Consider the following 11945-nt stretch of genomic DNA (forward strand, 5'->3'; position numbering starts at 1 on the left):
TATGGTTTATGCTGTGTGGCATGCGTACTGCCTACCGAGAGCATCTGAATAACTTCTCGCACGACCTCATCATCTTGTGCGACCTGGTGCAATCGATCATGGATTCAGCGTCGAAGGCCTTGTTGGAGGCCTCCCTGGATCCGGCAGAGGCCGCGCTGACCAAGGCCGACGAACTGGACGAGATTCGCGAACGTTGCGAAGAACGCGCCGTATTGCTGCTTGCCCTGGAAAATCCCCTGGCGAAGGACCTTCGCCAGGTGGTGTCCTCTATTTATATTGTCGAGGACCTCTCTCGTATGGGACGTCTGGCTCGCCATATTGCGCGCTCGGCACGGCGCCGTCACCCGGACACCGTTGTACCGGCGGAATATCTGGGCTATTTCGAAGAGATGGCGCGCTTGGTCCGCCACATGACTGAGAACATGCGCGAGGTATTGGTCCACCCGGACCCGGATATCGCGATCAACATGGCATCTGACGACGACGCCGTCGACGACATCAACCATCACCTGCTCAACATCCTCACCCAGCGGGAGTGGAAGGGCAGCACGCGCGAGGCCGTCGAGACCTGCCAGATCACCCGTTACTACGAGCGCTACGCCGACCACTGTGTCTCGGTATCCGGCCGCATCATCTACCTGGCTACCGGCCTCGACCCGGATACCTACCTCGCCGAGCGGAAGAACTCCGAGCGCGAAGCAGCACTCGAAACGCAGTTCAAAGACTTAGAAAAGCAGTTCCGTAACTAAAAAGAAGCACCCCAGCCGGTTGGCTGGGGCGCTTCTCGGACAATCGAGTGATTCTTATCTAGCCGAAGCGGCCAGAGATGTAGTCTTCGGTTTCCTTCTTATCCGGGTTCTCGAAGATCTTGGTGGTGTCATCGTATTCGACCAGGTGACCCGGGCGACCGGTGGCCTCCAGGGAGAAGAAGCCGGTCTTATCGGACACACGAGCTGCCTGCTGCATGTTGTGGGTCACGATAACGATGGTGAAGTCTTCCTTCAGCTCGTGGATGAGATCCTCCACAGCCAGGGTCGAAATCGGGTCCAGTGCGGAACACGGCTCGTCCATGAGCAGGACCTCCGGCTCCACGGCAATCGCACGAGCGATGCACAGACGTTGCTGCTGACCACCGGACAGGCCACCACCTGGCTTATCCAGACGGTCCTTGACCTCGTCCCAGAGGTTCGCACCGCGCAGGGACTTTTCAGCCACCTCGGCGAGCTTCTTCTTGTTCTTCTCACCGGACAAGCGCAGACCGGCAACGACGTTGTCCTCGATGGACATGGTCGGGAACGGGTTAGCCTTCTGGAACACCATGCCGATGGTGTTGCGCACGGATACCGGGTCGACGGACTTGCCGTAGATGTTCTCGCCATCGAGAAGCACCTCGCCCTTGACGTAGGCGCCCGGGATGACCTCGTGCATGCGGTTCAGCGTACGCAGCACGGTGGACTTACCGCAGCCGGACGGGCCGATGAATGCGGTCACGGCCTGGGCTGGGATGTGCATGTTGACGTTCTGCACGGCGTGGAAGTCGCCGTAGAAAATGTCGACGTCGTTAAGTTCGAGCTTGGACATCTATAACTCCTGTTGAGTGTAGGTCAGGTTCGGCGGCAAGCTACTGCTTGACCGAGAACTTGGCGGAGATGATTCGGGCGACAATGTTGAGGATGGCGATGATAAGGACCAGGGTGAAGGCTGCGCCCCACATCTTGTCCACCACCGCGTCGGTCACGCCGGCCTTGTACATATCGAGCATCATCAGCGGCAGCGAGGACATCGGGCCGCTGGTCGGGTCGAACTTCAGTGCGCTGGTGGAACCCACCAGGATCAGCACCGGAGCGGACTCGCCCATGATGCGGGCAATCGCCAGCATGACGCCGGTGGCGATACCGGACAGTGCGGTCGGAAGCACAATCTTGGCAATGGTCTTCCACTTCGGAACACCCAGTGCGTAGGAAGCCTCGCGCAGGTCCATCGGGACCACGCGCAGCATCTCTTCGGTGTTACGCACCACGACCGGAATCATCAGCAGCAGCAGCGACCAAGCCAGTGCCATACCGGAGCGGTCGAAGCCCATCACGCCGATCCAGGCGGCGTAGACGAACAGTGCGGCAACGATGGAAGGAACACCGGACAGGATGTCGACCATGAAGGTGGTAATACGGCCGAGCCAGCCACCGCGGGAGTACTCCACCAGGTAAATAGCGGTGAAGATACCGATCGGGATAGCCACAATGGAGGCCAGCAGAGCCTGGATCAGGGTACCGACGATAGCGTGCAGCGCACCGCCGCCCTCCTGGTGGTACATCACGCCGAGCATGTCCTCGGTCCACCACTCCGCGCGGAGGGTAACCGGCAGGCCCTTGCTCAGCAGGGTCCACAGAACCCACACCAGCGGAACCATGGCCAGCGCCATAGCAATGTAGACAACCACGGTTGCGACCGTGTTCGCGGTCTTGCGACCACCAGAGATATCAGTGAAGGCGGATTCGCCGTAGACCTTGCCAGAAGAAGGAGTTGCAGCGGAAGTCTTGTTAGTCATTTCTCTAGTCCTTTCGCTTACTTCTTGCTGACAATCGAGCGGGCAATCGCGTTAACCACGAAGGTCAACAGGAACAGCACCAGGCCGGCAGCGATGTAGGCGCCTGCCTTAGTCGGGTTGTTGAACTCCGGAGCTGCACGGGCGATTGCGGTAGCGAAGGTGGTGCCGCCATCGAAAAGCGAGAAGCGGAAGTCCGTGGACGGGCCAACCACCATGTACAGCGCCATGGTCTCACCCAGCGCACGGCCCAGGCCGAGCATCGCGCCGGAGATGTAGCCGGACATACCGAAAGGCAGCACGGTCATGCGAACAACTTCCCAGCGGGTAGCACCCAGGGCCAAAGCAGCCTCGATGTGGCCCTTCGGGGTCTGGACGAAAATCTCACGGGTGGTTGCGGCGATAATCGGCAGAATCATCACTGCCAGCACGATGCCACCGGTGAACATGTTGCGCGCAGACTCCAGCGACGGGGAGTTGGCGTAGGTAGTAAACAGGAAGAAGTTGCCGCCCCAGGAGTGGATCCACTCGTAGAAGCTACCCAGTACCGGGCCGAGCGCCATCCAGCCCCACAGGCCGTAAACAATCGACGGCACAGCCGCCAGCATGTCGACCAGGTAGCCCATCGGCTTAACCAGGCGCTTCGGTGCGTAGTTGGACAAGAAGATAGCCACGCCCAGTGCCACCGGCATAGCGATGATCAGCGCGACAAGCGACATGGTGACCGTTGCTGCGAACAGCGACGGAATACCGAAGTACATGTTTTCTACGTCGGTGGTGTTCCAGTCACCGGAGTAGGTAAAGAAGCCCAGGTAGCCCTCGGCGTTGCGGTTCAGCGCCGGAACGGCACGAATCACCAGGAAGAGACCAATCGCCGCAATGAATACGGTGATAAGAGCTGCAGAAGCAGTCGACAGAATCGAGAAGACACGGTCGCCCGGGCGAGTCACGCCCTTTTCGATGACCTTCTCCTCTGGCTCGGTCGCAGTCGGCGTGGTGACGGTCTGCACCGATGCCTCGCGGCCGTCGTCTAGCTTGCTTTCTGAGCCTGCGGTCGAATTATGTTGAGCCATGTGGCGTAATCCTTCAACTTTTAGGATTCAAGATTTTGATCACAATGCCACCTTTAACGTGGCAGCGCCCCCGAAAAGTCCTCACGAACCTTCGGGGGCAGAGTTTTATGGCCGTGGCCAGTGCTTATTCGCTGACCTCGATGGCGTTGACCGCATCAACGAGGCGGTCGTAGTGAGCACCGGTGACCGGGATGTGGCCAGCCTCTTCGAGGCCCTCATCCTGGAATGCCAGAGCGGTCATCAGGAAGTCCTTGACCATGTTGCCTTCCTCAGCGGTGTAGCCAGCGGAGCAGACAATCTCGTAAGCGGTCAGGATCATCGGGTAAGCACCCTCGTCCTCGGAGGAGAACAGAGCCTCGGAGTTAACGACCATGTCGTTGCCCTCGTTCTCGAACTCCAGGTTCTCCAGAGCAGCGCCGACGGTCTCGTTGTTCAGCTCGGTCGGGCCAGCACCGAAGTCGATGTTGGCAACGCCCAGGCCGGACTGAGCAGCGTGTGCGTGCTCAACGTAGGTGATAGCGCCGTTGGTGCCGCTGACCAGGTTGGTCACGCCGGAGGAACCGTCAGCACCCTGACCAACTGCGGTCGGGAAGTTCTTGCCCTCGGTGTCCCAGTTGTCGGTTGCGGAGCCCAGGAACTTCTGGAAGTTCTCGGAGGTGCCGGACTCATCAGCGCGGTAGACGGTGGTGATCTGCTCGTCCGGCAGGTCAACGCCCTCGTTCTCAGCAGCGATAGCGTCGTCGTTCCACTCGGTGATGTCGCCCTTGAAGATAGCGGCAACGGTGTCGACGGACAGGTTCAGCTCGTCAACGCCTTCCAGGTTGTAGGCGATTGCGATTGGGCCAATGACGAACGGCAGGTGCCATGCATCGTTGCCATTGCAGCGGTCCTTGGCAGCCTCAACCTGCTGCTCCTCCAGCGGGGAGTCAGAACCAGCGAAGGTGACCTGACCAGCAACGAACTGCTCACGGCCAGCGCCGGAACCAGAAGCGTTGTATGCCAGAGTAGCCTCGCCACCGGTGACTTCCTGGTACTTCGCAGAGAAGTAGTCCATTGCGTTCTGCTGGGAGGATGCACCCTCGGCGACCAGCTCACCAGCGGTGCCGGACAGGGTGTAGCCGCCCGGCAGCTCAACGCCAGCAGCGTTGTCGTCGCCGTCGCCACCGTTGCCATTGTCGTCGTTGCCACAAGCAACCAGTGCGGTCGAGGATGCAGCCAGCACGCCGAAGACTGCGGCGGTGCGCTTGAAGTTGCGAATCACGAGAAACCTTTCCAAAGGGAGTCGATTGTCCGAGGAAATCGCCGTGCCTTCGCCGCGTGCAGCCCACCAAAGTGCTTCCATTGGGCCGCCCGGCAATCAGGCGCGATTAACTCACGATGACTAAAGCTAACCGGCCCGGGTTACCAGAAAGGGGGATCTAGGTGAACTGTAAGTGAACTCGCCGTGAGACTGGTCACTTTAAGCCCACACGCAGTGTTCCTCCGCCACATAAAAGCCCAACTTCTCATACGCCTTCACCGCCGGTTCATTATCGGCCTCGACGTACAAAATTACGCGCTCAGCGCCCTTTTCCACCATGCGCGCAAGGCCAATACGTAGCAAAGGATCGCCTAGGCCACGTCCGCGATAGTCCTTCGCCAGGCCCACCACATAGACCTCACCAAAACCAGGCGTTTCTTCTGTATGCCACTTCGTCCAGTGGAATCCCGCTAACTTCTCCCCCGAATCCCACAAAAACAAAACATCCTCAGGGTCGAACCACTCGGCTTCCATACCCCTGTGCAGCCTGTCCAAATCCCAGCCGCCTTGCTCCGGGTGCCAGGAAAAGGCCTCGTTATTGGCCTGAAGCCACTGCTTTTCAACGTCCTCCCGGCCCATCTGCTCCACCGCCTGGGAGTAGTTCAAGGGGGAAAGGGGGACATCGTTAAGCGTTGCAGCGTCCTTGAGGTCTGCACCGTCGATAGCCATGACCAACAGCTTGCGAGTGACCTTCAAGCCCTCTTTCTTGGCCAAAGCCTGCGCGCCCGGCAGGTTGCCATGCGCCCACGCCTGCAGGCCATCCACGTCGATGCTTTGATAAAGCTTGCGGCCAATGCCTTGACGACGCTTATCGGGCACCACGAATAGCTCCACATTGTCACCGTTGAGCGCTGCCACACCGACGATGTTGTCGTCCTCGCGCGCTAAATAATGGACGTGCTTTAAGCGCTCATCGCGCAGGCCATTGAGGAATTCCTCCGACAGCGGCGCAATGCCGTCAGCCTTCTCCGTTTCTGCTGCTAATGCCTCTACTTGGTCAGCTAATTCAGCGTTCAGTTCTTCAGTCGCGATGCTAATCATGAACCCCACCATAGTTACGGTAGAAATAGAGGGGTGGACGTTTTCAAAATTGATCGCCGCATCGTACATGTAGGCATCGCAGGCGCAGTTGTCGCTGGACTCTGGTTGGCAGACTCCAGCTTGGCGATGCACGCCGAACACAACGTCGCACAAACCGCCAAACACCACTCGCAGCTAGAAAACACGCCGGACGTCTATGTCGGCGGCCTGCCTGTGGCTGCGGCGATGTTTACCAAGGAAGTCCCTTTCTTAGAGGTGAAATCCCAGGACATCGAGGTTCCCGAGCTGGGCGTAGTCAACGCCTCGACCACCCTGCGCGATATCACCGTGACTCCGAACCAGGTCATCAGCGGCGACTTCGCCGGCGCGCCAGTATCGACCTACACGCGCGGCATCAACATCGACAGCATCGTGTTGGGCCGCCTGCTCGGCATTTCTGACCTGTCCATTTCCAACCCGGATGACATCTCCCCTTCCGGTGGTCCTTCCGCTGAGGCTGAACTCACGGGCACATTGCCTGGCGATGCCGATGAGTCCACCGTCAAAGTCACCCTGCGGTTGGACGGGCACATGTTCCACATGAAGCCCTTCGACACCGACGACGAGCGTCTCATCGAAGCCTTTTCCTTCTCCTTCGATACCCGCAAACTTCCGCTACCGGCTCAGGCCACCTACGTCCGCCTGCAAGGCGGCACCATCGCTTTTGAAACCCAGCAGCGCAACATCCGGCTAGAAAACGCGCAACTCTCCCCTCTCGAGATCCAAGGATCCGAAGCAGCCGCTATCGAAGAGGCCGAAAACAAAGCCGCCGACACCGAACGCCGCGTCGGCCGCTAACCCACCGCAACCTATGACCTGGGCTTTTGCAAAGTTATCCACAGGCTGGAAAATTTCCTCTAGCGAACCTTGACAACGTCCCTTTAGCGTTAGAGGCATGTCACAACTCGATGCACTTGCTCAAGCGTTTACCGCGCCTATGGAGACTCTCTCCGAGGTCGCGGCGCTGACTAATGCGCATCTACAAAACCTGGGATTCCCACGGAAATTCTCCCGCGAGCTCCTCACCCTCTCCGATATTTACTTCGGTGAGACCCCGTACACCCAGCTCCAAGCCAAATCCCGCAATACCCCACACGACCTCTCCACGCTGCAAGAGATTGAAAAGAAAGCTCGGCGGATTAAGAAGCACGTGGACCGCTACAAGTTCCGCATCGCCTGTGCTGATGTGCCAGCCAGCAAGATTGCCACTGTGGCCAAGCGGTTTATCGATCCGCCTAAGCCACCGGAAGACGGCACCGCTTTGACGCGCTCCAAGACCGACAAGTGGACCTACCGCCTCACCGGCGACTCAGAGTTGATTGCCCAGCTTCGCGATATGTTCCCCACCATCGAGTCCGTGAGAGAATTCTTGCGCAGCGGCAAAGTGCAAGGAACCGGTGTGACGACCCATGTGGTTATCAACTTGGATGAGCTAGACAAGATTGTGGACGGTCAGGGCGACGACATCGTGCTGCAAATGACCAATGGCGCCAAGATCACCGGCGCCCAGCTTGTGCAGCAGATGTTCACCGACCACGGCTACGCCACCCTCATCCACCCCGTCGAGGGCCCGGTCAATCTCTACCGCACCCAAAGAAGTGCAAGTTTCAAACAAAGAACCATGGCGAAAGCCGAAAACCCGGTCTGTCCGTGGATACATTGCCTCAAAGGTGCCGATGAATGCCAAGTTCACCACATAGTGGCCTGGAAATACGGCGGCGAAACCAACGCATCAAATTTAACCACCGCGTGTGACCATCACAATGGAAGAAACGATGATGGCAACGAACGAAGAAACGGCAAACTCTTAAGAATCAGAGGCAAAGTCGAATGGGTCCCACCGTGGGCCTACTGAAGTAGGCCCACGTATTACTAGGAACTCCTAGTACATGCCACAAGGAAACCCCTCAAGACACACAGCAGCCGCCAGCCCGTTACGGGTGGCGGCTAGGGGTGGTTTTAGCTCATGCGAATCAGGTCGCGCAGAATCTGCCGAGCAGAGCGCTTGTGCGGCGGGCTCGGATCCTGAGGGGCGAAGACTTCGATGGCATCGCGAACCGTGCGCAGCGTGATCTTTTCGAACTCGCCCTCGGATTCGCCATCGGCTTGGAAGCGATGCGGCTCCGGGCACTCGAGAATGACTTCCTGAGCGTCGTCGAATTGAATCGTGCGCGCCTTGGTCACCTTGTTCAGCCAGCGGCGGCGGTCCGCGCCCATCAGGTGCAGCATGCCCACCAGGCCATGGATGCCGGTCAAATCCGACAGACCAAACAGGCCGAGTCCCTCGTCGAAGGAGTTGCGCGGATTCGTCACGACTGGCAACGGTCCTAAGAAAGTCCACGGATTGGTATTCGACGCCAGCATCAGCGGTGCCTCAGAGACCTCCAGAGTGCTGCCGTCCTTCGCAGTCGCGTGAACGTTAATCCGCGGCGGCTTGCGACGTGCACGCAGGTACGCGCGCACACTCACGCTCAAATAACGCAACGGGGTCGCCGAAAAGCCATTCTCACGGGCGCGGTCGACCCGCGACAAGACATCGGCATCCAGCCCGAAGCCAGCGTTAACTGCAAACCAGCGGTCGTTCCAGGTGCCGAGGTAAATGCGGCGTCGTGAATCATGCTCCAGCATGCGCGCCAGCACGTGCGTTGCTTCCAGCGGAGTCGGCGGAAAGCCCAGCGCACGGGCAAACACATTCGCCGAACCAGTCGGAATCACAGCCAGCGCTGGCAAATTATCAGGCAAGTCCTTGCCGGGTTCAACCTTGCCCAGCAAACCATTGACGACCTCATTGACGGTGCCGTCACCACCCACAGCGATGATCGCGTCATAGTCATCGCGCGTTAAGCCCTTGACGATGTCCTCGGCATGCCCGGGGTAGTGGGTGAACCGGCTGAACATCGTCAGGCCTTCGACCTCGCGCAACGACGGCAGCACCTGTCGGAACAAAGCCTCGTTCTGGCTGGTGGAGTTAGGGTTGCAAATCATCAATACGTGCACGCTTTTACACCCTACCTGGGTCGCCGACTAGGCTGGTGCGTATGTCTGACAAACTTAACGGAAACGATGCTGTAAACCAGGCCGCTGAGGCGTGGAAGGACGCCGCTTCCCGCAACATCCCGGCCGTGGAGCTGGGCGAGGTCCCAGTCCCCGACGACACTGCAAACCTCCGCCAGGGGCCATCGCTTAACGATGCCCTCCTGGCCCTCCTCCCGCTCGTCGGCGTCTGGGAAGGCCAAGGCCAGGCCTATGACACCGACGGCAACGAGTACGCCTTTGGCCAGCAGCTGGTCATCGCCCACGACGGCGAGGAGTACCTGACCTTTAGCTCGCGTACCTGGAAACTCAACGAGGACGGCAAGGCCGAAGGCGCCGACGTCCGCGAGACCGGTTTCTGGCGCATTTCCGCCAAGGACGAAATTGAGATGACCTATACTTCGTCGACCGGCATCGTGGAGATCTTCTACGGCGAGCCTTTCAACGAGCGCGCATGGCAGCTCGAGTCTGCCTCCACCATGGTCACCGAGACCGGCCCGAAGAACCTGGGCCCGGGCAAGCGCATGTACGGTCTGATGCCGAACAACAACCTCGGCTGGGTCGACGAGCGCATGGTCGATGGCGAGATGCGCCCTTACATGTCCGCAGAACTGACCCGCATCGCGGGCTAGCGCGACAACGCTGCTGCAAAGAGGTCCTGGATTTCCTTCGCGTTATCCGGGGCCTTAAATTTTTTGCCATCCAGGCTGGTCACCCGCGCCGCCACGCGCACCGAGGACACCAGCCACACCGAATCAGCGGACTTGAGGTCGTCAACGGTCATTTCCTTCGCCTTGCAGCGATAGCCCTGCTCCTGGGCGTAGTCGAAGACCGCCGCCTGCGTCGTACCCGGCAAAATGCCCGGGCCCGCCGGCGTGCGCAGCTTCTTGCCCTTCACGCTAATCACGGTCGAGGTCGCGCCCTCGAGCACCAGGCCGCTGTCGCCGTCGGTGAAGATGACATCCTCGCAGCCCTTCTCGCGCGCCAGGCGCAGCGTGGCCATCGTCGCGGCGTAGTTCAGCGTCTTCGCCGGCAACTCCTCAGCCACCTGCCACAACCTAGGCGTCGTCATCACGGACACGCCCTTCTTGCGCTGCTCCAACACCTTCGGCGCAATCGGTTGCACAACCACCCACGCCGTCGGATGCCCCGTCGAGGCGCGCCCGCGTGTGTACGTCCAGGTGCACTTGGCCTCCACGTCGTCGTCACCGCGGCAGAAATCCGCAATGGCCAGGCGCGTGGCCTCTTCCCACTTCTCCAGCGGCGGTTCTGGCAGGTCCATCGCCTTCGCCGAGTCACGGAATCGCTTGCCGTGGCGTTCCAAGTTGGCGGCCTTTCCACCGCGTACCAAGAGGGATTCGAAGACGCCATCGCCACGCGTGACGCCGGCATCGTCCCAATAGATCAACGGCAAGGTGGGCATATGCTTGCGAACCGAACCCCCATACGGCTCGACAACGTAAATGACCGGCTCTTTTGCAGGATGCACATCCATATTTTTCATTATGCCCTACCATCGGGACTGTGAGTTACAAATCGCCGCTTTTGGACCGGGCTGGTGCCGCAGAGCACCAAGCCGAGACCACTATCGATGCCGCCGGAGTCGCCTGGCACTACGGCAATCCGCTGACCGAACAGCGCGCCGTGGAAGAAGGCGTGGCCATCGTCGACCGCTCCCAGCGCCGCGTGCTCAAAGTCACCGGCGAGGAAGCCGCAGGTTTTTTAAATAACCTGCTGTCGCAAAAGCTTGACGATGCCCCCGGGGGCTTCGCCGCCAGCACCCTCGACCTTGACATCCAAGGCCACATCCTGCACCAGGCCGATGTTGTGCGCACCGAGGATGCTTTCTACCTCGACGTGCCTGCCGCGCAGTTCGATTCCCTCAACGACTTTTTGCAGAAGATGATCTTCTGGTCGAAGGTGACTGTCGAGGAGGCCGACCTGGCCATCGTCACGCTGCTCGGCGACAAGGACCTGCCTGTCGACGCCGTCTTTCGCCGCGAGATGACCTGGCCGGGGGTTCGCAGGGTGGACTTAGGGTTTCCGCGCGAGGAGTTGGCTGCGGGCATCGAGAAGCTGGAAGAAGCCGGGGGCACCCTGGTGGGACTGATGGCATACACGGCCGAGCGCGTACGCGCCCGGGAGCCGGAGCTGGCTGCCGACCTGGATAACAAGGCCATCCCGCACGAGGTGCCGCACTGGATTGGCCGCGGGGACAATCCGGGCCATGTGCACTTAAACAAGGGGTGCTACCGCGGGCAGGAAACTGTGGCGCGTGTGGAGAACCTGGGCCGCTCGCCGCGCCTGCTGGTGCAGCTGCACATCGATGGCTCCGCGCCGACCCTGCCTGAGTTGGGCGCGGACATCATGTTCAACGGTCGCCGGGTGGGCCGGATGGGCACGCTTGTCGATGACTGCGACTTCGGCCCCATCGCCCTCGGCCTGGTGAAGCGCTCCGCCCTCGATGTCGGCGATCTGCGGATCGGTGATGCTTCCGCGGCGGTCGACCCGGAGTCCATCCCTACAGATGAGGGGCCGAAGGCGGGACGCGTTGCGGTCGATAAGCTGCGCGGACGCTAGCTTTTCAGGGCCAGTGCGGAATTTTTTCGTCACACACGCTATTGTGTCTTACAGGAAGATTTACAGATACAAAAGCCGATGGGGCACCCAAGAATCCCTGGGATGCCCTACTCACCTCAAGGGGGTCATGCACAATGGGACGCGGACGCGCAAAGGCAAAGCAGACCAAAGTTGCACGCCAGCTGAAATACAACTCGCCGGAAATGGACCTGGATTCGCTGCAGCGCGAGCTTGCAGCCCAGCAGAATTCTTCGGATGACCATGAGGACGACCCATACGCCGACTATGTCGACGAGTGGGACGAGGAGGACGATACCGACTCTGCGCGTTAATA

At 59.8% G+C, this 11945-nt stretch carries 13 protein-coding genes; 6 read left to right on the top strand and 7 right to left on the bottom strand.

Annotated elements, in window-relative coordinates:
• The first annotated feature begins 20 nt into the window (after window positions 1–20).
• Window positions 21–749 (top strand): phosphate signaling complex protein PhoU, encoded by a 729-nt coding sequence (gene phoU / locus UL81_RS09460; RefSeq protein WP_035105441.1) that lies wholly within the window; start codon window positions 21–23, stop codon window positions 747–749.
• Window positions 750–807: 58 nt separating this feature from the next.
• Here the strand turns inward: phoU and pstB are convergent, their stop codons facing one another.
• The 5 genes from pstB to mshD all read right to left on the bottom strand — a co-directional run bounded on the left by pstB (window position 808) and on the right by mshD (window position 5959).
• A complete protein-coding gene (gene pstB, locus UL81_RS09465) occupies window positions 808–1581 on the bottom strand; it encodes a phosphate ABC transporter ATP-binding protein PstB (RefSeq protein ID WP_035104527.1) in 774 nt (257 codons plus the stop codon).
• Between the two features lie 40 nt (window positions 1582–1621).
• Entirely contained in the window at window positions 1622–2548 is a 927-nt protein-coding gene (gene pstA, locus UL81_RS09470; protein ID WP_035104524.1) for a phosphate ABC transporter permease PstA, read from the bottom strand.
• 17 nt (window positions 2549–2565) lie between these two features.
• On the bottom strand, window positions 2566–3618 hold the full coding sequence (gene pstC / locus UL81_RS09475; protein ID WP_035104522.1) for a phosphate ABC transporter permease subunit PstC: 1053 nt from the start codon (window positions 3616–3618) through the stop codon (window positions 2566–2568).
• Window positions 3619–3742: 124 nt separating this feature from the next.
• On the bottom strand, window positions 3743–4879 hold the full coding sequence (gene pstS, locus UL81_RS09480; RefSeq protein WP_035104520.1) for a phosphate ABC transporter substrate-binding protein PstS: 1137 nt from the start codon (window positions 4877–4879) through the stop codon (window positions 3743–3745).
• A 198-nt stretch (window positions 4880–5077) separates the two neighbouring features.
• A complete protein-coding gene (gene mshD, locus UL81_RS09485; RefSeq protein ID WP_035104518.1) occupies window positions 5078–5959 on the bottom strand; it encodes a mycothiol synthase in 882 nt (293 codons plus the stop codon).
• A 33-nt stretch (window positions 5960–5992) separates the two neighbouring features.
• On the opposite strand from mshD, the gene UL81_RS09490 reads away from it, so the two are divergent.
• Window positions 5993–6796: an LmeA family phospholipid-binding protein gene (locus tag UL81_RS09490; RefSeq protein ID WP_046453527.1), complete on the top strand. Its 804-nt coding sequence runs from the start codon at window positions 5993–5995 to the stop codon at window positions 6794–6796.
• A gap of 97 nt (window positions 6797–6893) precedes the next feature.
• The gene (locus UL81_RS09495; protein WP_046453528.1) at window positions 6894–7853 is read left to right on the top strand and encodes an HNH endonuclease signature motif containing protein; all 960 of its coding nucleotides are present in this window, start codon (window positions 6894–6896) and stop codon (window positions 7851–7853) included.
• 104 nt (window positions 7854–7957) lie between these two features.
• On the opposite strand, the gene UL81_RS09500 is transcribed toward UL81_RS09495, so the two are convergent.
• Window positions 7958–8983, bottom strand: coding sequence for a diacylglycerol/lipid kinase family protein (locus UL81_RS09500; protein ID WP_179944091.1), 1026 nt, complete (start codon window positions 8981–8983; stop codon window positions 7958–7960).
• Between the two features lie 53 nt (window positions 8984–9036).
• Here UL81_RS09500 and UL81_RS09505 point away from each other — a divergent pair, with 53 nt between their 5' ends.
• On the top strand, window positions 9037–9663 hold the full coding sequence (locus UL81_RS09505) for an FABP family protein (RefSeq protein ID WP_035104514.1): 627 nt from the start codon (window positions 9037–9039) through the stop codon (window positions 9661–9663).
• On the opposite strand, the gene UL81_RS09510 is transcribed toward UL81_RS09505, so the two are convergent.
• Window positions 9660–10535, bottom strand: coding sequence for an aminodeoxychorismate lyase (locus UL81_RS09510; protein ID WP_035104512.1), 876 nt, complete (start codon window positions 10533–10535; stop codon window positions 9660–9662). The genes UL81_RS09505 and UL81_RS09510 overlap by 4 nt on opposite strands.
• Before the next feature lie 20 nt (window positions 10536–10555).
• Between UL81_RS09510 and ygfZ the strand changes: the two genes are divergently transcribed.
• Window positions 10556–11611 carry a CAF17-like 4Fe-4S cluster assembly/insertion protein YgfZ gene (ygfZ, locus tag UL81_RS09515; RefSeq protein WP_046453529.1) on the top strand — a complete coding sequence of 352 codons (1056 nt, stop codon included), beginning with the start codon at window positions 10556–10558 and terminating at the stop codon, window positions 11609–11611.
• 134 nt (window positions 11612–11745) lie between these two features.
• Window positions 11746–11943: a DUF3073 domain-containing protein gene (locus UL81_RS09520; RefSeq protein WP_035104510.1), complete on the top strand. Its 198-nt coding sequence runs from the start codon at window positions 11746–11748 to the stop codon at window positions 11941–11943.
• Window positions 11944–11945 lie beyond the last annotated feature (2 nt).

Source organism: Corynebacterium camporealensis (assembly GCF_000980815.1).
In the GTDB taxonomy this organism is placed as follows: Bacteria; Actinomycetota; Actinomycetes; order Mycobacteriales; family Mycobacteriaceae; genus Corynebacterium; species Corynebacterium camporealense.